29 protein-coding genes and 1 tRNA gene are annotated in these 25,393 nt (G+C 58.0%); 22 read left to right on the top strand and 8 right to left on the bottom strand.

Annotated features, from left to right (window positions below; genetic code table 11):
• Positions 1-10 precede the first annotated feature (10 nt).
• On the top strand, positions 11-688 hold the full coding sequence (locus RGV33_RS11055; RefSeq protein ID WP_322144299.1) for an HAD family hydrolase: 678 nt from the start codon (positions 11-13) through the stop codon (positions 686-688).
• A 54-nt stretch (positions 689-742) separates the two neighbouring features.
• Here RGV33_RS11055 and RGV33_RS11060 read toward each other — a convergent pair whose 3' ends face one another.
• The gene (locus RGV33_RS11060) at positions 743-997 is read right to left on the bottom strand and encodes a hypothetical protein (protein WP_322144300.1); all 255 of its coding nucleotides are present in this window, start codon (positions 995-997) and stop codon (positions 743-745) included.
• A 166-nt stretch (positions 998-1,163) separates the two neighbouring features.
• Between RGV33_RS11060 and RGV33_RS11065 the strand changes: the two genes are divergently transcribed.
• On the top strand, positions 1,164-1,622 hold the full coding sequence (locus RGV33_RS11065) for a DUF2214 family protein (RefSeq protein WP_322144301.1): 459 nt from the start codon (positions 1,164-1,166) through the stop codon (positions 1,620-1,622).
• A gap of 120 nt (positions 1,623-1,742) precedes the next feature.
• On the opposite strand, the gene csrA is transcribed toward RGV33_RS11065, so the two are convergent.
• Positions 1,743-1,937 carry a carbon storage regulator CsrA gene (csrA, locus tag RGV33_RS11070; RefSeq protein WP_003192511.1) on the bottom strand — a complete coding sequence of 65 codons (195 nt, stop codon included), beginning with the start codon at positions 1,935-1,937 and terminating at the stop codon, positions 1,743-1,745.
• Between the two features lie 263 nt (positions 1,938-2,200).
• Between csrA and RGV33_RS11075 the strand changes: the two genes are divergently transcribed.
• Positions 2,201-2,578 carry an SPOR domain-containing protein gene (locus RGV33_RS11075; protein WP_322148656.1) on the top strand — a complete coding sequence of 126 codons (378 nt, stop codon included), beginning with the start codon at positions 2,201-2,203 and terminating at the stop codon, positions 2,576-2,578.
• A gap of 45 nt (positions 2,579-2,623) precedes the next feature.
• Here RGV33_RS11075 and RGV33_RS11080 read toward each other — a convergent pair whose 3' ends face one another.
• The 3 genes from RGV33_RS11080 to RGV33_RS11090 all read right to left on the bottom strand — a co-directional run bounded on the left by RGV33_RS11080 (position 2,624) and on the right by RGV33_RS11090 (position 4,886).
• Positions 2,624-3,313: an endonuclease I family protein gene (locus RGV33_RS11080; RefSeq protein ID WP_322144302.1), complete on the bottom strand. Its 690-nt coding sequence runs from the start codon at positions 3,311-3,313 to the stop codon at positions 2,624-2,626.
• A 4-nt stretch (positions 3,314-3,317) separates the two neighbouring features.
• Entirely contained in the window at positions 3,318-3,569 is a 252-nt protein-coding gene (locus RGV33_RS11085) for a DUF1654 domain-containing protein (protein ID WP_322144303.1), read from the bottom strand.
• A gap of 228 nt (positions 3,570-3,797) precedes the next feature.
• On the bottom strand, positions 3,798-4,886 hold the full coding sequence (locus tag RGV33_RS11090) for an asparaginase (protein ID WP_322144304.1): 1,089 nt from the start codon (positions 4,884-4,886) through the stop codon (positions 3,798-3,800).
• Positions 4,887-5,454: 568 nt separating this feature from the next.
• Here RGV33_RS11090 and RGV33_RS11095 point away from each other — a divergent pair.
• The 7 genes from RGV33_RS11095 to RGV33_RS11125 are packed head-to-tail and all read left to right on the top strand — an operon-like array spanning position 5,455 to position 12,423.
• Positions 5,455-6,414: a sugar ABC transporter substrate-binding protein gene (locus RGV33_RS11095; RefSeq protein ID WP_322144305.1), complete on the top strand. Its 960-nt coding sequence runs from the start codon at positions 5,455-5,457 to the stop codon at positions 6,412-6,414.
• A 58-nt stretch (positions 6,415-6,472) separates the two neighbouring features.
• Positions 6,473-8,026 carry a sugar ABC transporter ATP-binding protein gene (locus tag RGV33_RS11100; protein ID WP_322144306.1) on the top strand — a complete coding sequence of 518 codons (1,554 nt, stop codon included), beginning with the start codon at positions 6,473-6,475 and terminating at the stop codon, positions 8,024-8,026.
• Positions 8,023-9,000: an ABC transporter permease gene (locus tag RGV33_RS11105; protein WP_076014612.1), complete on the top strand. Its 978-nt coding sequence runs from the start codon at positions 8,023-8,025 to the stop codon at positions 8,998-9,000. Before RGV33_RS11100 ends, RGV33_RS11105 begins: the two co-directional genes overlap by 4 nt.
• A 3-nt stretch (positions 9,001-9,003) precedes the next feature.
• Positions 9,004-10,026 carry a LacI family DNA-binding transcriptional regulator gene (locus RGV33_RS11110; protein ID WP_322144307.1) on the top strand — a complete coding sequence of 341 codons (1,023 nt, stop codon included), beginning with the start codon at positions 9,004-9,006 and terminating at the stop codon, positions 10,024-10,026.
• A 23-nt stretch (positions 10,027-10,049) separates the two neighbouring features.
• Positions 10,050-10,967: a ribokinase gene (gene rbsK / locus RGV33_RS11115; RefSeq protein WP_322144308.1), complete on the top strand. Its 918-nt coding sequence runs from the start codon at positions 10,050-10,052 to the stop codon at positions 10,965-10,967.
• Positions 10,964-11,368, top strand: coding sequence for a D-ribose pyranase (gene rbsD, locus RGV33_RS11120; RefSeq protein ID WP_322144309.1), 405 nt, complete (start codon positions 10,964-10,966; stop codon positions 11,366-11,368). The genes rbsK and rbsD overlap by 4 nt, the downstream gene beginning before the upstream one ends.
• Positions 11,369-11,394: 26 nt before the next feature.
• A complete protein-coding gene (locus tag RGV33_RS11125; RefSeq protein ID WP_322144310.1) occupies positions 11,395-12,423 on the top strand; it encodes a nucleoside hydrolase in 1,029 nt (342 codons plus the stop codon).
• Between the two features lie 34 nt (positions 12,424-12,457).
• On the opposite strand, the gene RGV33_RS11130 is transcribed toward RGV33_RS11125, so the two are convergent.
• Entirely contained in the window at positions 12,458-12,670 is a 213-nt protein-coding gene (locus tag RGV33_RS11130; protein ID WP_322144311.1) for a hypothetical protein, read from the bottom strand.
• Between the two features lie 145 nt (positions 12,671-12,815).
• On the opposite strand from RGV33_RS11130, the gene RGV33_RS11135 reads away from it, so the two are divergent.
• Complete coding sequence (locus tag RGV33_RS11135) at positions 12,816-13,121, top strand: hypothetical protein (RefSeq protein WP_322144312.1); 306 nt, start codon at positions 12,816-12,818, stop codon at positions 13,119-13,121.
• Positions 13,122-13,268: 147 nt separating this feature from the next.
• On the top strand, positions 13,269-13,589 hold the full coding sequence (locus tag RGV33_RS11140; protein ID WP_322144313.1) for an I78 family peptidase inhibitor: 321 nt from the start codon (positions 13,269-13,271) through the stop codon (positions 13,587-13,589).
• Between the two features lie 73 nt (positions 13,590-13,662).
• Here the strand turns inward: RGV33_RS11140 and RGV33_RS11145 are convergent, their stop codons facing one another.
• Both RGV33_RS11145 and RGV33_RS11150 read right to left on the bottom strand, forming a co-directional pair.
• A complete protein-coding gene (locus tag RGV33_RS11145) occupies positions 13,663-13,875 on the bottom strand; it encodes a cold-shock protein (protein WP_003234260.1) in 213 nt (70 codons plus the stop codon).
• 289 nt (positions 13,876-14,164) lie between these two features.
• The gene (locus RGV33_RS11150; protein WP_322148657.1) at positions 14,165-14,479 is read right to left on the bottom strand and encodes a hypothetical protein; all 315 of its coding nucleotides are present in this window, start codon (positions 14,477-14,479) and stop codon (positions 14,165-14,167) included.
• Between the two features lie 364 nt (positions 14,480-14,843).
• On the opposite strand from RGV33_RS11150, the gene thrS reads away from it, so the two are divergent.
• From thrS to RGV33_RS11200, 10 genes are all read left to right on the top strand, one after another.
• A complete protein-coding gene (gene thrS, locus RGV33_RS11155; RefSeq protein ID WP_236411112.1) occupies positions 14,844-16,766 on the top strand; it encodes a threonine--tRNA ligase in 1,923 nt (640 codons plus the stop codon).
• Entirely contained in the window at positions 16,766-17,317 is a 552-nt protein-coding gene (infC, locus tag RGV33_RS11160) for a translation initiation factor IF-3 (protein ID WP_205900002.1), read from the top strand. The genes thrS and infC overlap by 1 nt, the downstream gene beginning before the upstream one ends.
• 59 nt (positions 17,318-17,376) lie before the next feature.
• Positions 17,377-17,571, top strand: coding sequence for a 50S ribosomal protein L35 (gene rpmI, locus RGV33_RS11165; protein ID WP_002553160.1), 195 nt, complete (start codon positions 17,377-17,379; stop codon positions 17,569-17,571).
• A gap of 28 nt (positions 17,572-17,599) precedes the next feature.
• Complete coding sequence (rplT, locus tag RGV33_RS11170) at positions 17,600-17,956, top strand: 50S ribosomal protein L20 (protein ID WP_003219940.1); 357 nt, start codon at positions 17,600-17,602, stop codon at positions 17,954-17,956.
• Positions 17,957-18,065: 109 nt separating this feature from the next.
• Positions 18,066-19,082 carry a phenylalanine--tRNA ligase subunit alpha gene (pheS, locus tag RGV33_RS11175; RefSeq protein WP_003219939.1) on the top strand — a complete coding sequence of 339 codons (1,017 nt, stop codon included), beginning with the start codon at positions 18,066-18,068 and terminating at the stop codon, positions 19,080-19,082.
• 26 nt (positions 19,083-19,108) lie between these two features.
• Positions 19,109-21,487: a phenylalanine--tRNA ligase subunit beta gene (pheT, locus tag RGV33_RS11180; protein ID WP_322144314.1), complete on the top strand. Its 2,379-nt coding sequence runs from the start codon at positions 19,109-19,111 to the stop codon at positions 21,485-21,487.
• Between the two features lie 3 nt (positions 21,488-21,490).
• On the top strand, positions 21,491-21,793 hold the full coding sequence (gene ihfA / locus RGV33_RS11185) for an integration host factor subunit alpha (protein ID WP_002553164.1): 303 nt from the start codon (positions 21,491-21,493) through the stop codon (positions 21,791-21,793).
• Positions 21,774-22,130, top strand: a complete 357-nt coding sequence (locus RGV33_RS11190) for a MerR family transcriptional regulator (RefSeq protein WP_003219935.1) — start codon at positions 21,774-21,776, stop codon at positions 22,128-22,130. The genes ihfA and RGV33_RS11190 overlap by 20 nt, the downstream gene beginning before the upstream one ends.
• A 90-nt stretch (positions 22,131-22,220) precedes the next feature.
• Positions 22,221-22,297: transfer RNA gene (locus RGV33_RS11195), tRNA-Pro, on the top strand.
• Positions 22,298-23,103: 806 nt separating this feature from the next.
• Positions 23,104-25,386, top strand: a complete 2,283-nt coding sequence (locus RGV33_RS11200; RefSeq protein ID WP_322144315.1) for a hypothetical protein — start codon at positions 23,104-23,106, stop codon at positions 25,384-25,386.
• The last annotated feature ends 7 nt before the right edge of the window (positions 25,387-25,393 follow it).

Consider the following 25,393-nt stretch of genomic DNA (forward strand, 5'->3'; position numbering starts at 1 on the left):
AAGCCGAGCAGTGTCCACCCGCGATTCAGCTGTATTCGCCAACCGTTACCGCGCCTTCCTGTTCGATATGGATGGCACACTCCTGAACTCCATTGCCGCCGCCGAGCGTGTATGGGCCACATGGGCTGAACGCCATGGGCTGGACGTCGCAGCCTTCCTTAAGACCATCCATGGCGCCCGGGCCATCGATACCATCACCCGCCAGGCGTTGCCCGGGGTCGACCCTCAGGCGGAGGCACAGTGGATCACCGAGGCCGAACTCGAGGATGTGGAAGGCGTGGTGGCGATTGCCGGTGCGGTGAAATTTCTCAACGCGCTGCCCGGCGATCAATGGGCGCTGGTCACCTCTGCGCCCAAGGCCTTGGCTCTACGGCGTATGCAGGCGGCCGGTATTGAGCCGCCGGCGGTGATGGTAACGGCCGAAGATGTCGCCAGCGGCAAGCCTGACCCGGCCTGTTATGTGCTGGGTGCGCAGCGGCTGGGAGTACCGGTGCAGGACTGCCTGGTATTTGAAGATGCCAGCGTCGGGATTCGTGCCGGCGAAGCGGCGGGGGCGGATGTGATGGTGGTGACCTCGACGCACCTCACACCCATGGCCACAGACCATGCCTCGATTGCCGGGTATGAGCACCTGCAGGCCTGGCGAGACGAAACCGGCCTTCTGCATTTACAGCGCCTGGGCGCCTGATGTGAAAAAGACCGGCCCGGTTACCCGGGCCGGCCTTTGCCGCTGGCGCAAACATCAAGGCGAGGCATTGTGGCGATCTTGCGGGGCACGTCGGTCCAGCTTTCGATGAATGACGGCATGAATCGGCTTGACGCAGAAAATAAACAGGTAAGCACCCAAAAACAGCACCAGGTCCAGCCAGGAGTGGGCGTGGCGGTTGTCTTCGAACTCAAACCTCAGGCCATACTCGACCCCGATAAACGCCAGGCTGATCAGCACGACGATCAGCCAGGACTTGGATATATAAGGCTGTTTGCCCACTCGTCTCATCAGCGTGCTCCTGAGTGCACCGCAGACCGAAGGGTATTGATTACGCAATTTGGCTCTCCAATCCCCGACAAGTTCCGCGTGCTGGTGAGTGCTTGCCTGCGTAGAAGGCTGCTTGCGGCTATTACTGAGAAGTGTTCCTGCCTATTACACAAGAGGAGTACGCCCTATGTTCGTTAAGTGGTTTTTGGCAGCCATCCATTTGCTGGCATTCGCCATGGCATTGTCGGCAGTGCTGGCCCGGGGCAAAGCTTTGCGATGCCTGGCGGATAATCAGCCTTCTACCGTACGCCGCGTGTTGATCTCAGACAATATTTGGGGAGTCAGCGCCCTGGCGTTATTGGTAACCGGCGGCCTTCGAGCCTTTGGCGGTTACGAGAAGGGCACTGAATATTACCTGCACCAGCCGTTGTTTCACGTGAAGATGGCGTTGCTGCTGATTATTTTGCTGCTGGAAGTTGCGCCGATGATCCGGTTGGTCCATTGGCGAGTCAGGTTGGCGCGTGGCACACCGCTTGATTTAAACCGGGCGGGGTTATTTGCGCGCATCAGCCATATCCAGGCACTGATGATTGTGTTGATGATGGTTGCGGCGAGCGGCATGGCGCGCGGCGTCGGCCTGGGCTGACGATAGCCTGGCACGGGGAGCAGGGCATATGACGCGCTGGTCACGGTAAGCCGCGAACAGGCCAAAAGAGGTTTTCGCCAGCCGTTACAGTGAACGAAAGGGCTGGCTACTGGAGGCGCTTCAAGGTGTCTGGTTTTTGTCCGGAGCTGTCAGACCCGCCTGGATACGTTGGTAGATCTCCTCGCGATGCACGGCAACGTCCTTTGGAGCATTGATGCCGATTCTTACTTGCTGGCCGCTAACGCCCAGAATGGTGATCGTAATGTCATCACCGATGTTTATGCTTTCACCGACTTTGCGGGTGAGTATCAGCATGGACTTCTCCTTGATTGCTTTGAAGGACACATGTTTCAGACAGGGCAGATGTCGGATGTGTGTAGCTTACTGCGAAGCGCTTCCCTGTGGCTGCCTCTTTTAGGACGCATAGAGGCGGCATTAATTCCCATGGCGCCATCATACAGGTCTGCGATACATCATTCGCATTGTTTAAGCCAACGTTTATGACGGCCAGAATAGCCAGTGAATGATAAAGTCGCCTCTTTGATCCTCTAAGGAGCAGGGTAGTGCGTAAAGTAGCGATGGCAATTGCGGTGTTGGCACTGGCCGGTTGCGGTGAAGGTAAAAGCGTCGATACCCCCAAGGCCAGTCCTGCCGTTGTCGAGGCGCCTGCCCAGGCCCAACCTGCGGTCGGTGCGATCGCGTCCCAGGAATGGGATGTATGGGTGGGACCGCCGGATCACAAGCTGCAGGCGATCACTGACCTGACGGCGTGGCTGCTCGAACACGGTTTCAGTTTCTATCTGGCGAAGGAAGACGGTAAGGACCAGGTACTGATGGGCCCGTTCAGCACCAAGGCCGAGGCCGAGGCGAAGCAGGTGCAGTTGACTGAAAAACTGGCGACTGCGAAGAAAAATGACACCGTGTCCGAGGTCATCGAACACAAGGTTGCGCAGTAACCAACCGGTAAGCGGGAGGCCATGGCGCCCCCGCTTTTTTTACCTTCAGCCGCAGGCTTTCAAGTTCACCGGGCCGACAAATTCATTGCCGCGCCCCATCACGCAGGCCACGGTTTGATTGCGCTGGCGTTCCCAGGGTTGTACCGGGTAGGTCTTGTTCCAGGCTTCGTAGAGCTGACGGTCCTGTTTCGACAGGCGCAGCCCATACTGCTTGCTCATATAAAAGTACGTACGGGCGATCATCCCGCGAATGGAAGGGCGGGGCATGACCTTCTTGGCCTTGAAATCCACCTGGGTCAGGCACGAGCCATATTGCCCGCTTTGTACCGGCAACCAGCCAAAGCTGAAGTTATTGCGGTCACCATTGACCTCGCCGATGCTCGGCACCAGGTTGTGCAGGTCTGCTTCGGCGCGCTTGTATACCGCATCCTTGCGGGTGCAGTTCTTGCGCCCGCCGTCCTGCCAGCACTGGCGCTGATGGCCGATCTGCCAGGCCGGAACAATGTGTTCCCATTCAATGCGCGCCGCTCGGTTGGCGTTTTTGCGCGGGATGTAGCCGCAGGCTTTCAGGTCTACCCGGTTACCGTTGTATTTGCAGCCGCAATAAAACTCGGTGGATTGCGGCTCATACAGCTTCCAGGCGATTTTCTTGGCTTCGCTGAATGTCTTGGGGGCTTGCGCCTGGGCGGTGACAGCAAAAAATACAAACAACACACTGATAAAACGGACACTCATTGACTCAATCTTCCTTCGGCACAACCCAGAAAATCTGCACGCCGCCATCATCGCGATAAGCGAGGGTGACGTTATCGTTCTCTGCAATTTCCTCCAGTAGTCGTGCCCACTCGTCTTCCGGTTCCTGCGGCAAACGGAAAATCAACGCGGCCTTGTTTTTCTGGGCATTGGTGGAGTTGATGATTTTTTGCACGCGAACAGCCAGGCGTTGGTACGCGTCAGGAGGTGTCGGTGCTGCGGAAGAGGGCTTTGCCACGGAAGATTCCTTATTGGGCTGTACGTGCATACAGTATTTAACTGTAGGCAATTTCGCAACTGCTTAAAATCCAAGAAGTTCTTCAGACAATATTTTTGTCGAATTGATGTAGGAGGGCTTTGTTTATAAAGGATTTTTTGTGCGCAGTTAAAGCGCAGTCAGTTGAACCCGCTCGTGGCGTACCACGAGCGGGATGGCCCAACCGTTGCCGGCCGGGCCTGGGAGCGATCAATATTCCCAGAACATCCGTTGCAGTTCCTTGCTGTCCTGGGTCTTGGTCAGGGCGACCATGGCCAGGATGCGGGCTTTCTGCGGGTTCAGGTCGTGTGCAACCACCCAGTCGTATTTGTCGTCAGGCTGTTCCGCATTACGCAGAACGAAGCCGCCGGCATTCACGTGGGAAGAGCGAATGATCTGTACGCCTTGCTTGCGCAGTTCCTGCAGGGCTGGCACGACCTTGGAAGACACCGAGCCATTGCCGGTACCGGCGTGGATGATGGCTTTGGCGCCGGCCTGGGCCAGGGCTTTGTAGGCCGTGTCGCTTACGTTGCCGTAGGAATAGGCGATCTCGACGTCTGGCAGACTCTTGATGGTCTTGATGTCGAATTCCGAGTTCATGGTGTGGCGCTTGGCCGGCAGGCGGAACCAGTAGGATTTGCCTTCTACGACCATGCCCAACGGGCCCCAGGGGCTCTTGAACGCTTCGGTCTTGATGTTGACCATCTTGCTCACGTCGCGACCCGACTGGATCTCGTCGTTCATGGTCACCAGTACGCCTTTGCCGCGGGCGTCCTGGCTGCCGGCTACGGCAACGGCGTTGTACAGGTTGAGCATGCCGTCAGCCGACATCGCGGTGCCCGGGCGCATCGAGCCGACCACGACGATGGGCTTGTCGGTCTTCTCCACCAGGTTGAGGAAGTAGGCGGTCTCCTCCAGGGTGTCGGTGCCGTGGGTGATCACGATGCCATCGACGTCCTTGCTGTCGGCCAGTTCGGCGACGCGACGACCCAGTTGCAACAGGTTTTCGTTGGTGATGCTTTCAGAGGCAATTTGCAATACTTGCTCGCCGCGAACGTTGGCGATCTGGCTAAGCTCAGGAACACCGGCGATCAATTGTTCGATGCCGACTTTGGCGGCCTGGTAGGTGGCACTGTTGGCAGCGCTGGCACCAGCGCCGGCGATAGTGCCGCCGGTAGCGAGGATCACCACGTTGGCCAGTTTTTGCTTGGTTTCAGCTTCTTTTGCCTGAGCGGCAACAGGGAACAGCAGCAGGAGGGCTAATGCGCCCGGTACGAAAGTTTTCAAAGCAGATTTCATTATTCTTCTCTCTAGTTTTTGATGAGTGCCGATGCAGGTTCATCTATAAACACCCGGGCAGTTCTGAACGCCACGAGGTGCTGAGTAAGAGCAGGATTTGTACCAGCGGTATTTTGTTATTTGATAGAATTTAACGTATTGATTTATATGGGTTTTTGTTTGAGTTTCAGCCGAGGTTTTGGGTTTTGCGTCCGGCTTTCCGAATAAATCCAAGGGTACTGTTCGGTTGTCCGAAAAGGATGACGGAAAAGTGATGGGGTAATACGTAGCAGGCACACCGGGACCTGTCGTTTCAGAGAACGATCAACCCGTACCAATGTTTAACGCAGGACAGCCAATGGCCGCGAGGGCAGGGCGTAGAGCGAATTCATCAAAAGGCTGTTTTCTTCCGTTGACAAATCCCCACAAGCTTCTCATAGTTTGACCTAACGCAAACGTTTGCGAGATGTTTCACGGGATACACCTTGAGTGTCGTGAAAGCTCGTATCAGTCGCCCGGGTGGGATGGCTGCCGAAGCGTTCTTCGGTGCAAGCGTTGCTCACAATAATCATAAGATCGGAGTGAACCCATGAAGCTGCCATTTGCTGGACGTCTTCTTGCTGTCGCTGTGCTTGCTGCCGCATCCGCCGCCCTGCCTCTTTCCTCTGTATTTGCTGCCGAGACCGCCGCCAAACCCAAGGTCGGCCTGGTCATGAAGTCCCTCGCCAACGAATTCTTCGTCACCATGCAAGACGGTGCCAAGGAATACCAGAAGGCTCACTCCGCTGATTTCGACATGATCACCAACGGGATCAAGAACGAAACCGATACCTCCGCGCAGATTGATATCGTCAATCAGATGATCCTGTCCAAGGTTGACGCGATTGTCATTGCTCCCGCCGACTCGAAAGCCTTGGTTACCGTGCTGAAAAAAGCCTCGGATAAGGGCATCAAGATCGTCAACATCGACAACCGTCTTGACGTGGACGTGCTGAAAAGCAAAAAACTCGATATCCCATTCGTAGGCCCCGACAACCGCAAGGGCGCGCGTCTGGTCGGTGAAGAACTGGCCAAGCACCTCACCAAAGGTGACCAGGTTGGCATCATCGAAGGCGTGTCCACCACCACCAACGCCCAGCAGCGTACCGCGGGCTTCAAGGACGCGATGGATGCCGCCGGCATGAAGATCGTCTCCACCCAGTCCGGTGAGTGGGAAATCGACAAGGGCAACGCGATTGCCGCTGCAATGCTCCAGGCAAACCCGAACATCAAGGCACTGTTGGCCGGTAACGACAACATGGCCCTGGGCGCAGTCTCCGCCGTGCGTGGCGCTGGCAAGGCCGGCAAAGTGCTCGTGGTGGGCTACGACAACATCGAGGCCATCAAGCCGATGCTGCAGGACGGCCGTGTCCTGGCCACCGCCGACCAGGCGGCTGCCCAGCAAGCCGTTTTCGGTATCCAGAACGCCCTGAAGCTGGTCAAGGGTGAAAAAGTCGATGCCGTGGATGGCATGATCGAAACCCCGGTCGAACTCATCCTCAAGAAGTAATTCCCGGCAGCACCAAACAGCGTCCGCTCACCCCGAGCGGACGCCTGGAGACGTTCCTATGTCATCTTCCGCACCGAACGCTGTCCTCTCGGTCAGCGGTATCGGCAAGACCTATGCCCAACCGGTTCTATCCGACATCACCCTGACGCTCAATCGTGGGGAAGTGTTGGCGCTTACCGGTGAGAATGGCGCAGGTAAAAGTACCCTGTCGAAGATTATCGGCGGGCTGGTTACACCGACCGACGGCCAGATGCAGTTCAATGGCCAGGCCTACACGCCGGGCAGCCGGACCCAGGCTGAAGAGCAGGGCATCCGCATGGTCATGCAGGAACTCAACCTGCTGCCGACCCTGACCGTCGCCGAAAACCTGTTCCTCGACAACCTGCCCAGCCACGGTGGCTGGATCAGCCGCAAGCAACTGCGCAAGGCCGCCATCGAAGCCATGGCCCAGGTTGGCCTGGACGCCATCGACCCGGACACCCTGGTCGGCAGCCTCGGTATCGGCCACCAACAAATGGTCGAGATCGCCCGCAACCTGATTGGCGATTGCCACGTACTGATCCTTGACGAACCCACGGCGATGTTGACTGCCCGTGAAGTCGAGATGCTGTTTGAACAAATTACCCGCCTGCAAGCCCGGGGCGTGTCGATCATCTATATTTCCCACCGGCTCGAAGAACTGGCCCGTGTCGCCCAGCGCATTGCGGTATTGCGTGACGGCAAGCTGGTGTGTGTCGAGCCGATGGCCAATTACAACAGTGAGCAACTGGTCACGCTGATGGTGGGCCGCGAACTGGGCGAGAAAATCGACCTGGGCCCGCGCACCATTGGCGCGCCGCTGTTGACGGTAAAAGGCCTGACCCGCTCGGACAAGGTCCGCGATGTGTCCTTTGAAGTGCGTGCCGGTGAAATCTACGGCATCTCCGGCCTGATCGGGGCTGGCCGTACGGAGTTGTTGCGCCTGATCTTCGGCGCCGATATCGCCGACAGCGGCACGGTGGCCCTGGGCACACCCGCGCAAGTTGTCAGCATTCGTTCGCCCGTCGACGCGGTAGGTCACGGCATCGCCCTGATCACCGAGGACCGCAAGGGCGAAGGCCTGCTGCTGACCCAATCGATCGGCGCCAATATCGCATTGGGTAACATGCCTAAGGTCTCCAGCGGTGGGCTGGTCAATAGTCGTGACGAAACGGCCTTGGCCAAGCGCCAGGTCGACGCCATGCGCATCCGCAGTTCCAGCACGGCGCAGTTGGTGTCGGAGTTGTCGGGCGGCAACCAGCAGAAGGTGGTGATCGGCCGCTGGCTGGAGCGCGATTGCGCGGTGATGCTGTTCGATGAGCCCACCCGGGGAATCGACGTCGGCGCCAAATTCGATATTTACGCCTTGCTCGGCGACTTGACCCGCCAGGGTAAAGCGCTGGTGGTGGTGTCCAGCGACCTGCGTGAGCTGATGCTGATCTGCGACCGTATCGGCGTGCTCTCCGCCGGGCGCCTGATCGAGACCTTCGAGCGCGACAGCTGGACCCAGGACGAATTGCTTGCGGCCGCATTTGCCGGCTATCAGAAACGTGATGCGCTGCTCAACGACGCAGCGCCTAGGAATACCCCATGAAAACCACTTCCTCTCCCGCAAAACGTGGCGGCAACTTCTATGGCCTGGGCACCTACCTGGGCCTGGCCGGTGCCTTGCTGGCGATGATTGCGTTGTTCTCGTTCCTGAGCGACCACTTCCTCTCGTACGACACCTTCAGCACCCTGGCCAACCAGATTCCCGACCTGATGGTGTTGGCGGTTGGCATGACCTTCGTGCTGATCATCGGTGGCATCGACTTGTCGGTAGGTTCCGTGTTGGCGCTGGCCGCTTCGGCCGTCAGCGTGGCGATTCTCGGCTGGGGCTGGAGTGTGTTACCGGCCGCCATACTGGGCATGGGCTGCGCGGCGTTGGCCGGGACCATTACCGGCTCTATTACGGTGGCGTGGCGCATCCCGTCGTTCATCGTGTCACTCGGCGTGCTGGAAATGGCCCGCGGCGTGGCGTACCAGATGACCGGCTCGCGCACCGCCTACATCGGTGATTCATTTGCCTGGTTGTCCAACCCGGTGGCCTTCGGCATCTCACCTTCGTTCATCATTGCGTTGCTGGTGATCATCGCCGCGCAACTGGTGTTGACGCGTACTGTGTTTGGTCGCTACCTGATCGGCATCGGCACCAACGAGGAGGCCGTGCGCCTCGCTGGGATCAATCCCAAGCCGTACAAAATCCTGGTGTTCAGCCTGATGGGCCTGTTGGCCGGCGTGGCGGCACTGTTTCAGATTTCGCGCCTTGAAGCGGCGGATCCAAACGCCGGTTCCGGCCTTGAGCTGCAAGTCATCGCTGCGGTGGTAATCGGCGGCACCAGCCTGATGGGCGGGCGTGGCTCGGTGATCAGTACCTTCTTCGGCGTGCTGATTATCTCGGTACTGGCGGCAGGGCTGGCGCAAATTGGCGCCACCGAACCGACCAAACGTATCATCACCGGTGCCGTGATCGTGATCGCGGTGGTGCTGGATACTTACCGCAGCCAGCGCGCCAGTCGGCGAGCCTGAGCCATGGCAACGATCAAGGATGTGGCCGCGCTTGCAGGGATTTCCTACACCACCGTGTCCCATGTGGTAAACAAGACGCGCCCGGTCAGTGAGCACGTACGGATCAAGGTCGAGGCTGCCATCAAGCAGCTCGACTACGTGCCCAGTGCGGTCGCGCGATCGCTGAAGGCCAAGACCACGGCGACCATCGGCCTGCTGGTGCCCAACAGCCTCAACCCGTATTTTGCGGAATTGGCCCGGGGCATCGAGGATTACTGCGAACGGAACGGCTATTGCGTGATCCTCTGCAACTCCGACGATAATGCCGAAAAGCAGCGCAGCTACCTGAGGGTGCTGCTGGAAAAACGTATAGACGGGTTGATCGTGACCTCGGTAGGCGGCGACGACAGCGGCCTGGCGACGGGCCTCAAAGCGGTGCGCACGCCCATGGTCATCGTCGACCGTGCGCTGGACGGGATCGATGTGGACCTGGTGCGTATCGACCACGAACAGGGCGCCTACCTGGCGACCCGACACTTGCTGGACCTGGGGCACCGCGACATAGCCTGCATTGGTGGTCCGGGCCATACCCGAGTCGCGCAGATGCGTATGGCGGGTTATTACCGCGCCCTGGCCGAGGCGGGCCTTGAAGCCCTTGCGGGCCGTGTGCTGGAAAGTGATTTCACCAGCACCGGTGGTTACGCTGCTGCCGCCCAATTGCTGGCGGATAACCCGCCCAGCGCGATTTTTGCCGGCAACGACATGATCGGTTTCGGTGTATTGCGCGCGGCTGCCGAGCGCAATATCCGGGTGCCCGGCGAGCTGTCGGTGATCGGGTTTGATGATATCCAGATGAGCCAGTACGTGTACCCGGCGCTGACCACGGTGGGCCAGTCGATCCTGCAGTTGGGAGAGATGGCGGCCGAGCTTTTATTGCGACGAATTGCGACACCCCAATTGCCGATCGATCAACGCATCGTGACGCCGAGTATTGTCTTGCGCGAGTCGACGGCGCCGTTGGCCGGCGTGTTTGCCCAATACCGCTGAACCGAATTGATGAGTACTGATGTATGCCAGCAAAAGTAGTGGTAATAGGCAGCCTGAACATGGACCTGGTCACCCGGGCCAGCCGGCTGCCCCGCGCCGGTGAAACCCTGATCGGCCAATCGTTTTCCACCGTCCCGGGCGGCAAGGGCGCGAACCAGGCGGTCGCTTCGGCGCGGCTGGGTGCGCAGGTGGCAATGGTCGGCTGCGTGGGCACGGATGCCTATGGCGCGCAATTGCGCGATGCGCTGTTGGTGGAGGGGATTGACTGCCAGGCCGTCAGCAGCGTCGACGGTTCCAGTGGCGTGGCGCTGATTGTGGTGGATGACAGCAGCCAGAATGCGATCGTGATCGTCGCCGGCGGCAATGGCGAGCTCACGCCAGCCAAGCTGCAGACATTTGACAGTGTGCTGCAGGCCGCCGACGTCATCGTCTGCCAGCTTGAAACACCGATGGACACAGTGGGGCATGCCCTCAAGCGCGGTCGCGAACTGGGCAAGACAGTGATCCTGAATCCGGCACCGGCCAGTGGCCCGCTGCCTGCAGATTGGTACGCCGCCATCGATTACCTGATCCCCAACGAAAGCGAGGCCTCGGCCTTGAGCGGCGTGGTGGTCGACTCCCTGGACAGCGCCAAGGTCGCCGCAACGCGGTTGATCAAGGCCGGCGCCGGCAAAGTAATCATTACCCTGGGTTCCGAGGGCGCGTTGTTTGCCGATGGCAAAGGCTTTGAGCACCTGGTGGCGCCCAAGGTCAAGGCGATCGATACCACGGCTGCCGGCGACACCTTCGTAGGTGGTTTTGCGGCGGCGCTGGCCAACGGCAAGAGCGAGGCTGAAGCCATTCGTTTTGGCCAGGTGGCGGCCGCATTGTCGGTGACCCGCGCCGGTGCACAACCCTCTATTCCCACATCGCACGACGTCCAAGGTTTTGTGCTCTCATGAAAAAGACTCCTCTGCTCAATATTGCGCTGTCGCGGCTGATCGCGTCCCTCGGCCATGGCGACATTCTGGTGATCGGTGATGCCGGCCTGCCGGTGCCGCCGGGCGTCGAACTGATCGACTTGGCACTGACCAAAGGCATCCCGGATTTCGTCAGCACCTTGCGCATCGTGCTCAGCGAAATGCAGGTGGAAAGCCACGTGCTCGCGGAAGAAATCCTGCTCAAGCAACCGCCGGCCCTGACGGACCTCAACACCCTGACCGAGCAGGCCGCCCTCGGCGAGCGCCGCCTGGTCAGCCATGAAGAGTTCAAACATCTCAGCCGCAAGGCGAGGGCGGTGGTGCGCACCGGCGAGTGCCAGCCTTATTGCAATATTGCGCTGGTCTCCGGCGTAACGTTCTAGAATTTCTCAACGACAAGGAGTGCGTCATGCAACGTGGTACCCAAACCCTGCGACACCTGTTCCGGAGTGTGCTGCTTTTGTCCGTGCTGACCGCTGCAAGCGCCCACGCGGCGGAAAAAATCGACCTGATCATCGACACCGACCCGGGTGCCGATGACGTAGTTGCCTTGCTGTTTGCCATGGCCTCGCCCGATGAGCTGCAGATCCGCGCGCTGACCACCGTGGCTGGCAACGTGCGCCTGGACAAGACCTCGCGCAATGCACGGCTGGCCCGGGAGTGGGCGGGGCGCGAGGATATTCCGGTATACGCCGGTGCCCCGAAACCCATGCTGCGCACGCCGATCTATGCCGAAAACATCCACGGCAAGGAAGGTATCTCCGGTGTCACCGTGCATGAGCCGAAAAAAGGCCTGGCCGAAGGCAACGCCGTTGATTACCTGATCAAGACTCTCAGCACCGCCAAGCCCCACAGCATTACCCTCGCCATGCTCGGCCCGCAGACCAACCTGGCGCTGGCATTGACCCAGGCGCCGGAGATTACTCAAGGCATCAAGGAAGTGGTGGTGATGGGCGGCGCGCACTTCAACGGTGGCAATATCACGCCAGTGGCCGAGTTCAACCTGTTCGCAGACCCAATCGCGGCCGAAATCGTGCTTAAAAGTGGCGTCAAGCTGACTTACCTGCCGCTGGACGTGACCCACAAGGTGCTGACCAGCGAAGCGCGCCTGAAGCAAATCGCTGCACTGAACAACAACGCGAGCAAAGTGGTGGGCGATATTCTCAATGAATACGTCAAGGGCGACATGGAGCACTACGGCATCCCGGGTGGCCCGGTGCATGACGCTACCGTCATTGCCTATCTGCTCAAGCCTTCGCTGTTCAGCGGCCGTGAGGTCAATGTGGTGGTGGACAGCCGTGAAGGCCCAACCTTTGGCCAGACCATCGTTGATTGGTATGACGGTTTGAAACAGCCCAAGAATGCGTTCTGGGTTGAAAACGGCGATGCCCAAGGCTTCTTCGACCTGTTGACCGAGCGCCTCGGCCGCCTGAAGTAAAGCGGTTTGCCGGTCGGCGTTCGCCGGCTGGTTCTTACTCGCGTTCGGGGTCTTGCGCCCCCAGGTGATCGGCTGGGTATTTCTCGAATACCTGGCCGATAAATGCCTGTGCGGCCTGGGTGCCCAATGCCTTCACCAGCAGATCAATACCGATGATTGCCAACTCTTCCGGGCTTCCGGGGCTGTAGGAGCCCTGCCCATGGGGCCACTTGGCTTTGATGTCGGCATGGATCGTCACGGTGGTCATGGATGTCTCGCGAGGCTGAAAGGCTGTTGGTGCGTTATCTGGCGTGCGGAGTTAACCATTTTGCGCGACGTTTGGCACTGCTACTTAGGCATGAGGGCAGGGCTGTGCGACACTGCCCGCCTGTTTAATTGCCAGGGCAAACCGCGTGCAGATTGATTTGACCAACCCCGATAACCTCACGCTGGGGGCTGTTCGCCAGATGCTTGCGTCTGCCAGCGACAACGTTCACACCCAATTGCGTGTCACCAGGGCGGGCATTGCCTACATCTCTTCGGGCGTGGTGGGCGGTGTTGATATCGACGGCCTGCTGTTCCGCCTCGAAACCTGGGCTGCGGGTTCCGGTTATGTCGGCAACGTGGCAGCCAGCGATGAGGTGTGGGTGATGCAGATTTTCAACGCGCTCAAGCAAAACTGGCCGAAGCCGCCGTTTGACTACATCGACATCTACTGACTGCATTCATATCTGGTGACGATTGATTCGCCTGTGGCGCGTGTCGAGTCAGGCAGACTGGCCCATGGCCCATTGTGACAATTCTGAAACCAATCGGCCAAACCACGGTCGCACGATCTCTGTCCATTTTTTCTCAAAGGAGGCTTCATGCCTTGGAAGCTCGCATCATTCGGTACTTTGTTGGCTGCGCTTGTGTTGTCGGGTTGCAGCACCCCGGGTACCTCTGAGCCAGCCAAAGACACGGCCGCGGCCGATGCTGGTCACAGCCGCTGTGAGGCAAAGGCTGCCGAATTCGCGGTTGGCCAGAAGGCTTCGCCACAACTGCTGGAGCAGGCCCGCAGCCGCGCCGGTGCGCAGAATGCACGCATTCTCAAGCCCGATGACATGGTCACTCTGGAATACCGTTCTGATCGCCTGAACCTCAACACCGACGACAACCTGGTGATCAATCGGGTCAATTGCGGCTGATTAGCCCAAGGCTTTTATAGCGCCCATAAAAAACCCCGTCACATGGACGGGGTTTTTTTGGCTCAGCAGAGAATTACTCGCCGCGAACCTGTGCAGCTTGCATACCCTTTTGGCCTTTCTCAGCCACGAAGGAAACGGTTTGGCCTTCTTTCAGGCTTTTGAAACCGTCGCTTTCGATAGCTTTGAAGTGTACGAACAGGTCGTCACCGCCACCTTGAGGAGTGATGAAGCCGAAGCCTTTTTCATCGTTGAACCATTTAACGGTGCCGGTTTGGCGATTAGACATGGTGTATCTCCAAGAAACATATATTTTCAGTAGTGCTGTGCTGCTCAGGCCAACTGGGCACACCGAGCTATCATAGTCGAAATGTTCGGCTTGGGAGCCCCCCCAAGGCATTGTTTGCTAGTCAATCGCGTTGTGTTTCATGCCTTGGTTGGCTGAAAGCCCCGAACTACGGGGCTTTCGCATGAAATACCAGCTGTTAAAAAAAGCCGTAAAAGCTGCGTAATTTGTGAGAAATGGCAGTTTTTGGGGCGTTTTTTGGTGTTTTACGGGGGCTGCCGGGGCGCCAGGCTTACTTTTTCTTGACGACCTTGCACGACGAAATGGCGCCAACGGCCTTGTTTTTCAGTTCCGGCGACGCGTTCTGATTGGTCATCAGTTCCTTGATCTCGGCAGTACTCAATTCGGCATTGATTTTGTCGGCACCGCATTCGCAGTGGTCTTTGGCTGTCTTGGCATCAACGTTCTGACTGGCAGCTGCGCTGCAATCCTTGACGAAGCTTTCCCGCGCACCGGCAGGCCAGTTCGAAGGCGCAGCGGCGTGTGTGCCCAGGGAAATGAGGGTCAGGGATGCGGCAAGGGCGAAAGTCGAGGTAAAACGCATGATTAAATGCTCCTGGAGTCGTGGACGAACGGTGATTCTCGGTGTGTTTGAGGCCCGCCGTACAGTTCAAGTTCACTTTTGCCCATATAAAGCCGGGAATTTGCGTTTCCTGAGGCCGAGCGGGCGTCATGACCGTTCATCTGTGCTAGCATCTTTCGCCTGGCTATTTTCCGGTGTGCCCTTTGCCGCCTTGCCAGGTTCTTTTTGTTTAACTCCAGTCACTCTGGTTCGATTATCGGTTGGCCGAAAGGCTCCTGCCGCTGTAAGGCAGGCGTTCATCATTGAACGGCCTGGTGTTGGATCTTGTACTGGCTCATCCCAACCCACGTGACCTTTGGTAGGGGTCACCACTAGGAGAGGAGGCGCCATGCCAACTATTACTCTTCCCGACGGCAGTCAACGTTCATTCGATCATTCGGTTTCCGTAGCCGAGGTCGCCGCATCCATTGGTGCAGGCCTGGCCAAGGCCACCGTTGCCGGCAAGGTCGACGGCAAGCTGGTTGATGCCAGCGACCTGATCACCGCCGATGCCAGCCTGCAAATCATCACGCCCAAGGATCAAGAGGGGCTGGAGATCATTCGCCACTCTTGCGCGCACCTGATTGGCCATGCGGTCAAGCAGCTGTACCCGACGGCGAAAATGGTGATCGGCCCGGTCATCGATGAAGGCTTCTATTACGACATCGCCTACGAGCGTCCTTTTACGCCCGACGACCTGGCGGCCATCGAGCAGCGCATGCACGCGCTGATCGAGAAAGATTACGACGTCATCAAGAAAGTCACTCCGCGCGCCGAAGTGATCGACGTGTTTACCGCTCGCGGCGAAGACTACAAGCTGCGCCTGGTGGAAGACATGCCGGACGAGCAGGCCATGGGCCTGTATTACCACGAAGAATACGTCGACATGTGCCGTGGCCCGCACGTGCCGAACACGCGCTTCCTCAAGTCGTTCAAGTTGACGAAGCTGTCCGGTGCCTACTGGCGCGGTGACGCCAAGAATGAACAACTGCAGCGGATCTACGGCACTGCCTGGGCTGACAAGAAACAACTGGCGGCCTATATCCAGCGCATCGAAGAAGCCGAAAAACGCGACCATCGCAAGATCGGCAAGCGCCTGAACCTGTTCCACCTCCAGGAAGAAGCGCCGGGCATGGTGTTCTGGCACCCGAACGGCTGGACCCTGTACCAGGTGCTTGAGCAGTACATGCGCAAAGTTCAGCGCGACAACGGCTACCTGGAGATCAAGACGCCGCAAGTCGTTGACCGCAGCCTGTGGGAGAAATCCGGGCACTGGGCCAACTACGCCGACAACATGTTCACCACTCAGTCGGAAAACCGCGACTACGCCATCAAGCCGATGAACTGCCCGTGCCATGTACAGGTGTTCAACCAGGGCCTGAAAAGCTACCGCGAGTTGCCGATGCGCCTGGCCGAGTTCGGTGCCTGTCACCGTAACGAGCCATCGGGTGCACTGCACGGCATCATGCGTGTGCGTGGCTTCACTCAGGATGACGCCCACATCTTCTGCACCGAAGAGCAGATGCAGGCCGAATCCGCTGCGTTCATCAAGCTGACCATGGACGTGTACCGCGATTTCGGCTTCACCGAAGTCGAGATGAAGCTGTCCACTCGTCCGGAAAAACGCGTTGGCTCCGACGAGCTGTGGGATCGCGCAGAAGCTGCACTGGCCGCAGCACTGGACAGTGCGGGGCTTGCGTACGACCTGCAGCCGGGCGAGGGCGCGTTCTACGGTCCGAAGATCGAATTCTCGCTGAAAGATTGCCTTGGTCGCGTCTGGCAGTGTGGTACCCTGCAGCTCGATTTTAACCTGCCGATCCGTCTTGGAGCCGAATACGTCTCCGAAGATAACAGCCGTAAACACCCGGTTATGCTGCACCGGGCGATTCTTGGTTCGTTCGAGCGGTTCGTCGGGATCCTGATCGAGCACTACGAGGGTGCGTTCCCTGCGTGGCTGGCTCCGACCCAGGCAGTGATCATGAATATCACTGATAAACAGGCAGATTTTGCCGCTGAAGTTGAAAAAACTCTCAATGAAAGCGGATTTCGTGCCAAGTCCGACTTGAGAAATGAAAAGATCGGCTTTAAAATCCGCGAGCATACTTTGCTCAAGGTTCCCTATCTTTTGGTTATCGGAGATCGGGAAGTCGAGATGCAGACTGTCGCTGTGCGTACTCGTGAAGGTGCTGACCTGGGCTCGATGCCCGTCGCCCAGTTCGCTGAGTTCCTCGCGCAAGCGGTTTCCCGGCGTGGTCGCCCAGATTCGGAGTAATTATTATTAAGCGTGAAATGAGACAAGATAAACGAGCTGCACCGAAAGCCCCGATCAACGAGAATATCTCGGCACGCGAGGTTCGGTTAATTGGCGCTGACGGCGAGCAGATTGGCATCGTCTCGATTGATGAAGCGCTTCGTATTGCTGAAGAGTCCAAATTGGACCTGGTGGAAATCTCCGCCGATGCAATCCCGCCCGTTTGCCGGGTGATGGACTACGGCAAGTCGATCTTCGAAAAGAAGAAGCAGATTGCCGCGGCGAAGAAGAACCAGAAGCAGATTCAAGTAAAAGAAATCAAGTTTCGTCCAGGGACGGAGGAAGGGGATTACCAGGTAAAACTGCGCAACCTGGTACGTTTCCTGAGTGATGGGGACAGGGCCAAGGTATCCTTGCGATTCCGCGGCCGTGAGATGGCCCACCAGGAGCTGGGGATGGAACTCCTCAAGCGGGTTGAAGGTGACCTGCTCGAGTACGGTTCGGTCGAACAGCATCCTAAGATGGAAGGACGCCAGCTTATTATGGTCATCGCCCCGAAAAAGAAGAAGTAATCAATAGGGCACGGCAGGCCTTCTGATTATGTTTATCAACTGAATGCGGAGTACCGAACATGCCAAAGATGAAAACTAAAAGTGGTGCTGCTAAGCGGTTTCTGAAAACTGCTAACGGTATCAAGCACAAGCACGCTTTCAAGAGCCACATCCTGACTAAAATGTCGACCAAGCGTAAGCGTCAACTGCGCGGTAGCAGCTTGCTGCATCCGTCTGACGTTGCAAAAGTCGAGCGCATGCTGCGCCTTCGTTAATTTTAGTCAAGAATAGAGGAAGTAACTCATGGCTCGTGTAAAGCGTGGCGTCATGGCGCGTAAGCGCCACAAGAAAATTCTGAAACTTGCTAAAGGCTACTACGGCGCGCGTTCACGCGTATTCCGTGTTGCCAAGCAAGCGGTTATCAAGGCTGGCCAATACGCCTACCGTGACCGTCGTCAGAAAAAACGTCAGTTCCGCGCTCTGTGGATCGCTCGTATCAACGCTGGTGCACGTGTTAACGGTCTGTCCTACAGCCGTTTCATCGCTGGCCTGAAAAAAGCGTCCATCGAGATCGACCGTAAGGTTCTGGCTGATCTGGCAGTGAACGAAAAAGCGGCGTTTGCTGCGATTGTCGAGAAAGCTAAAGCCACCTTGGCTTAAGTACCCCCGACAGTCACCGTGGGTCGCTTCCGCGGCCCACGGTGTTAAACGTCTTAAATAGGGGAAGAGCCTTCAAGCTCTTCCCCTATTTTGTATCTGGAGTCTGTACATGGAAAACCTGGATGCGCTGGTCTCTCAAGCACTAGAGGCTGTGCAAAGCGCAGAAGATATCAATGCCCTGGAGCAAATCCGGGTTCACTACCTTGGCAAAAAGGGTGAATTGACTCAGGTGATGAAGACCCTGGGGAATTTGCCGGCTGAAGAGCGTCCGCAAGTCGGTGCGCTGATCAACGTGGCCAAGGAGCGTGTTACAGAGGTTCTCAATGCGCGCAAGGCGTCGCTCGAGGAGGCCGATCTTGCGGCCAAGCTCGCCGCCGAGTCCATTGACGTGACCCTGCCTGGCCGTGGCCAGACCTCGGGCGGCCTGCATCCGATTACCCGGACTCTGGAACGTATCGAGCAGTTCTTCACCCACATTGGCTACGGCATTGCCGAAGGCCCTGAGGTCGAAGACGACTATCACAACTTCGAGGCGCTCAACATCCCAGGCCATCACCCGGCCCGGTCGATGCATGACACCTTCTATTTCAATGCGAACATGCTGCTGCGCACCCATACCTCTCCGGTACAGGTCCGCACCATGGAATCGCAGAAGCCGCCTATCCGCATCGTCTGCCCAGGCCGTGTGTACCGCAGCGACTCCGATATCACCCACTCGCCGATGTTCCACCAGGTCGAAGGCCTGCTGGTTGATCGCGACATCAACTTCGCCGACCTCAAAGGCACCATCGAAGAGTTCCTGCGGGTGTTCTTCGAGAAAGAGCTGGCGGTGCGTTTTCGTCCCTCGTTCTTCCCGTTCACCGAGCCGTCCGCTGAAGTCGACATGGAATGCGTGATGTGCAGCGGTAAAGGCTGCCGCGTCTGCAAACAGACCGGCTGGCTGGAAGTGATGGGTTGCGGCATGGTTCACCCCAACGTGCTGCGTATGTCCGGGATCGACCCGGAAGAATTCTCGGGCTTTGCCTTCGGCATGGGCGTTGAGCGTCTGGCCATGCTGCGTTACGGCGTGAACGACTTGCGTCTGTTCTTCGACAACGACTTGCGGTTCCTCGCGCAATTTCGCTAGTCGTAACGGATCTTTAGGAGAGCAGGATGAAATTCAGTGAACAATGGCTGCGTGGCTGGGTAAGCCCGCAGGTAAGTCGCGACGAGCTGGTTGCCCGTCTGTCGATGGCCGGCCTTGAGGTCGATAGCGTTACGCCGGCCGCCGGTGTTTTCAGCGGCGTGGTAGTGGGCGAGGTGTTGAGCACCGAGCAACACCCGGACGCCGACAAATTGCGTGTGTGCCAGGTCAGTAATGGCGCGCAAACCTTCCAGGTCGTGTGCGGCGCGCCAAACGTGCGCCCGGGCCTGAAAATCCCGTTCGCCATGATTGGTGCCGAACTGCCGGGCGACTTCAAGATCAAGAAGGCCAAGCTGCGCGGTGTCGAGTCCAACGGCATGCTGTGCTCCCAGGCAGAGCTGCAAGTGGGTGAAGGCAACGATGGCCTGATGGAACTACCGGCCGACGCGCCAGTGGGCCAGGACATCCGTGTTTACCTGGAACTGGAAGACGCCAGCATCGAGGTCGACCTGACCCCTAACCGCGGCGACTGCCTGTCCCTCGCTGGCCTGGCGCGTGAAGTCGGCGCGCTGTACGCCGCGCCCGTCACCCGCCCAGTGGTTGCTGCCGTTCCTGCGGTGCACGACGAAGTGCGTTCCATCGAAGTGCTGGCACCCAACGCCTGCCCACGTTACCTGGGGCGCGTGATCCGTAACGTCGACCTGTCCAAGCCAACCCCACTGTGGATGGTTGAGCGTCTGCGCCGTTCCGAAGTGCGCAGCATCGATGCTGCCGTCGACATCACCAACTACGTGATGCTGGAGCTGGGCCAGCCGCTGCACGCATTCGATCTCGCCGAAATCAACGGCGGCATCCGCGTTCGCATGGCCGAGGAAGGCGAGAAGTTGGTGCTGCTCGACGGCCAGGAAGTCAGCCTGCGTGCCGACACCCTGGTGATCGCTGACCATTCCCGCGCCCTGGCGATTGCCGGCGTGATGGGGGGCGAGCACAGCGGCGTGTCCGCAACCACTCGTGACATATTCCTCGAAAGCGCGTTCTTCGATCAGATCGCCATCGCCGGCAAGGCCCGTTCCTACGGCCTGCACACCGATGCCTCGCACCGCTACGAGCGTGGCGTGGACTGGCAACTGGCCCGTGAAGCCATGGAGCGCGCCACTGGCCTGCTGCTGGAAATCACTGGCGGCGAAGCCGGCCCGATCATCGAAACCGTCAGCGAGCAGCACCTGCCGTCGGTTTCACCGATCATCCTGCGCGCCAGGGCCGTTGAGCAAATGCTCGGCTTGGTGATTGACCCGGTAGAAATCGAGCGCCTGCTGTCGGCACTCGGCCTCGGTATCTGCGCGGGTGAAGCAGGGCAGTGGCACGTCGAAGTGCCAAGCCATCGTTTCGATATCAGCCTGGAAGTCGACCTGATCGAAGAACTGGCCCGCCTGTACGGCTACAACCGCCTGCCGGTTCGTTACCCGCAAGCGCGCCTGGCGCCCCAACCGAAGGCCGAAGCCCGTGCGCACCTCCCGGAACTGCGCCGGCTGCTGGTAGCTCGTGGTTATCAGGAAGCGGTGACCTACAGCTTCATCGATCCAAAGCAATTCGAACTGTTCAACCCGGGTGTCGAACCGCTGTTGTTGGCCAACCCGATTTCCAACGACATGGCCGCCATGCGCTCGTCGCTGTGGCCGGGCCTGGTTAAAGCGCTGTCCCACAACCTGAACCGCCAGCAAGACCGCGTGCGCATGTTCGAAAGCGGCCTGCGTTTTGTTGGCCAACTCGATGGCCTGAAGCAAGAGCCGATGCTGGCTGGCGTAGTCTGTGGCAGCCGTCTGCCGGAAGGCTGGGCGCAAGGTCGCGACACCGTCGACTTCTTCGACGTCAAGGCTGATGTGGAAGCGGTTCTGGGTTTTGCCGGTGCACTGGATGCCTTCACGTTCACCCCGGGCAGCCACCCGGCGTTGCACCCGGGCCAGACAGCCCGTATCGAACGTGAAGGTCGCCTGGTGGGCTTCGTGGGTGCAATTCACCCAGAACTGTCGAAAACCCTGGGGCTGGACCGTCCAGTCTTCGTTTTTGAGCTAGTCTTGGCTGAAGTCGCCTCAGGCAAAATGCCTAAATTCAGCGAGTTGTCGCGTTTCCCTGAAGTACGACGTGACTTGGCGCTGATCGCCGATCAAGGTATTGCGGCCAGTGCTGTTTTGGACGTAATCCGTGAAAATGCAGGGGAATGGCTGACAGACCTCAGGCTATTTGACGTTTATCAGGGTAAAGGCATTGATCCGCATAGAAAAAGCCTTGCAGTTGGCTTGACCTGGCAGCATCCATCGCGCACTCTTAATGACGATGAGGTGAATACCACGACGCAAAATATCCTCACCTCGCTCGAACAAAGGTTGAACGCCACGTTAAGGAAGTGACGTATGGGGGCTTTGACGAAAGCTGAGATGGCGGAACGTCTGTATGAAGAGCTGGGCCTGAACAAGCGCGAGGCCAAGGAATTGGTCGAGCTCTTCTTTGAAGAAATCAGGCACGCTCTTGAAGACAACGAACAGGTCAAATTGTCCGGTTTCGGCAATTTTGACCTGCGGGACAAACGCCAGCGGCCTGGCCGCAATCCAAAAACGGGAGAAGAAATCCCGATCACGGCTCGCCGTGTGGTCACCTTTCGTCCAGGGCAGAAGTTGAAGGCCCGAGTTGAGGCTTATGCTGGAACCAAGTCATAACGACGAACTGCCCGTCATCCCTGGCAAACGCTACTTCACCATTGGTGAAGTCAGCGAGCTTTGTGCGGTAAAGCCGCACGTGCTGCGCTATTGGGAGCAGGAGTTTCCTCAACTCAACCCCGTCAAACGCACTGGGAACCGTCGGTATTATCAGCGCCAGGATGTGCTGATGATCCGACAGATCCGCGCGTTGCTGTACGACCAGGGGTTTACCATCAGTGGTGCGCGCCAGCGTATGTCCGGTGATGAAGCCAAAGACGACACCACCCAATACAAGCAAATGATCCGCCAGATGATCTCCGAACTGGAAGATGTGCTGGTGGTTTTAAAGAAATAATTCCGGCTTTTAAAATACTTCCACATTTCAAAAGCTTGCGGTATATTCCTGATCGCTTCGTTGCGAAGCGACCCCAGTAACACGCCTAGTCGGGGCGTAGCGCAGTCCGGTAGCGCACTAGCATGGGGTGCTAGGGGTCGAGTGTTCGAATCACTCCGTCCCGACCATATTATTCAATGACTTAGCCCAATCTGAAAAGGTTGGGCTTTTTCATGCCTACAAAATTACTCCCACATTTACTCCCACGGATATCATGGATCTTGGTAGCGCTGCCATCTGAGAGGCGTATTTGTGTTCGAGTCTCGTCCGCTGCGCCATATTTGCTTCCACTAAGGCCCTCTGAACGCCTGGAAGCCACGGAATAGCGGTCTTTAGCCGCTTTTTTCGTTTTCTGGATTCCACTGGAATCTATCTCCAGTCACGGTTTTTAAGTACACATTTACATGCCGCAAATCGGGCGACCTTCAACGGATTTTCTGAGCGCGCAGCGGGTATCTGCTGATTGGCAGTCTGAAGTCAGGCTATGCGATCAAGGTCGGACAGGATAGATTTGAGGAGACCAAGGAATGAAGCGCTGCGGCATGACTCCTTCGATCATTGATCAGGTCAAGAAGAGCTTTGAGAAAGCCAAAGTGAGGAACAACGGTGAGTGCTACTAATGCGATCAACAGGATCGACAAAATCGCAGCTGAATCAGGTAGGCGAGATATTTCTCTGTGGGGGGTTGCTTGACGCCTGAGACAATCACTCGACTACTAGCCTCTATGAACGCCGGCAGCCTTTTAGTGGTCTGCGGCGCTGGGCTTTCCATGGATCCTCCTAATAGTCTGCCGTCAGCTAGAGAGGTGGCAAAGCGCTGCTTCGACAAATACCGTCTTGATTTGGATGCAAATTGGGACGTCTCAGACGCGGAAATCCATCCTACGCCGGTCGGCGTTCTACGTGTTGTTGCCACTGCACGAAGGACTAAGGTGTGCTAATCGAGGCTTCTGTGCTGCCCGAACGTAGAGCAAACGGCCCTTGGAGCGATCTAGCGCTTCATACCATCGGCTGGCGCGCGTTTCAGGATCTATGCTCGCAGGTATGCGAGGTCGTGCTCGGCCGGCCCGTGGAAATCTTCCGCGAAGCTCAAGACGGCGGTCAGGACGCGGTCTTCCTCATTTCTGCAGAAAACGACGCCCTGTTGATCGGAACCGTGCAATGCAAGCATACGTCCGATGCCGCAAAGGCGTTGAAGCTCAGTGATCTCACCGCCGAGATCGCTCATGTCGAGGAACTGGTCAAAGCCGGCCAAGCAGAAACCTACGTCTTCATGACGAACATGAGCGTAGATGCGCCCATCGCAGCCGCAATGCGTGCCAAACTCCGCGCGCTTGGCGTGCGTAAGCCGCACATTCTTGGTCGCCAGTATATCGTCCGTGTTATCAGGAGCAGCGCGCGCCTCCGGGCCCTCGTTCCGCAGGTCTACGGCCTAGGCGACCTCACCTCGATCGTAGATGAACGGCTCAGCGAGCAGAGCCGGGCGTTGCTTGACAGCTGGATTCCAAAGCTTCGCACCTATGTGCCTACCCAGGCTCATCGCGATGCGGTCAACGCGATCTCTGAGCACGGCGTAGTGTTGCTACTCGGTAATCCCTCTAGCGGTAAATCGGCGATTGGCGCCATCGTGTCTACCATAGCGTCGGAAAATCCAGACAACACCGTACTTGCTTTGACCAGCCCGCGCGACTTTGAGGCAGGTTGGAATCCTAATGATCCGGGACGCTTCTTCTGGATCGACGATGCCTTCGGCTCCAATGTGCTACGCGACGACTATGTGCAGGATTGGACGTCTGCCTTCTCCAAGCTGCGGGCCGCAATCAAACATGGCAATCGATTTCTTCTAACTTCCCGAAAACATATCTATGAAGCGGCGCGGCGCCGGCTCGGGCAGCGGAACCTTGCCCAATTCGCAGATGGCAGCGCGGTGGTGGATGTAGGCGAGTTGACGTTCGAAGAGAAGACGCAGATTCTCTATAATCATGTGAATTTCGGTGAGCAGAGCCAGAGCTGGCGATCGAGCATCAAACCGCATCTAACCGCTGTCGCTGCGGTTCGCGATTTTCTCCCAGGGATCGCCGAACGTCTCGGGGACCCCAACTTCACCAAGGGCCTAGCACCTCGCGAAAGCTCACTCGTACGCTTTATGGAGGAGCCGACAGAGCATCTGATTGATACCGTCAACGCCTTAGATGATCAGCTGCAGGCCGCGCTCATCCTCGTGTATGTCCATCAGGCCGGATTCGATCCTAGCGATCATGACGCTTCGGCCGCACAGGCGGTCGCCGAGCTGACTGGGTACACTCTCACTAAGATTCAGGATTGTTTCGCTGAGCTGAAGGGCTCGTTCCTGAAGCTTTCCGGATCAAAATGGACCTTCGCCCATCCGACGATCTCCGACGCCCTAACGGAGATTCTGCGCCAGAAACCCCATATGATGGCGGCGCTCATACGAGGCGCAACTATCGACACCATTCTCAGCAGCTTCACGTGCGAGGGCTCGCCGCTCATTCGAGATGCGCTTGTCATCCAGACAACCCTCGACGACGCTCTGGTCGCACGACTTGGCCGCACGCCCGACGAATTGCACCGCAATTGGATGCTGTTCCACTTCCTCTCCTATCGTTCGAGCGAGGCCGTGTTCGTCAAAGCCGTCGAGCAATTTCCCAATCTACTTCGACGGTCCTGCTGGCAATCTGATCTAGCTAGCAACGATCCCCGGATCGCCACCTATGCACGTGCTCATCACCTCAGCGTCTTGCCTAACGATCTGCGCTCTGAGGTAGCAGACAGGCTGGAATCTGCCGTGCTCAACGGTCTCGACGCCTCCTTCTTCGACGAGCCACAGATGCTAGCGGTCATACCGCCGCTAAGGCTTATCGGTGTGGGCTTGGCGCTGCGGACAACTGTGCTGCCGTCGCTCGAAGAGAGGATCGATGAGATCGCCGCCGACGCTGACTTGGACGAAGAGCCTGACAGCCACTTTAAAAAGCTTCTCGGCGTGCTTGATCGCATTGAGACGATTGGTGTCGACGCGGACGCCACGGCTTTGATCGACGACGCGCGAGATCACGTGAAACGCTCAGTCGAGGCGCTTGAAGAGCGCAAGCGCCAGCATGATGAAGGCTCCGAAGACGAAGCGGATTGGACGCACATCGTGACGCAAAAGAAGGAGGACGCTCTGCCTTCCACCCCCGTCGTGACTGTAGTGGTCTAATGAAACC

It is taken from the genome of Pseudomonas sp. Bout1, from assembly GCF_034314165.1.
Lineage (GTDB): Bacteria > Pseudomonadota > Gammaproteobacteria > Pseudomonadales > Pseudomonadaceae > Aquipseudomonas.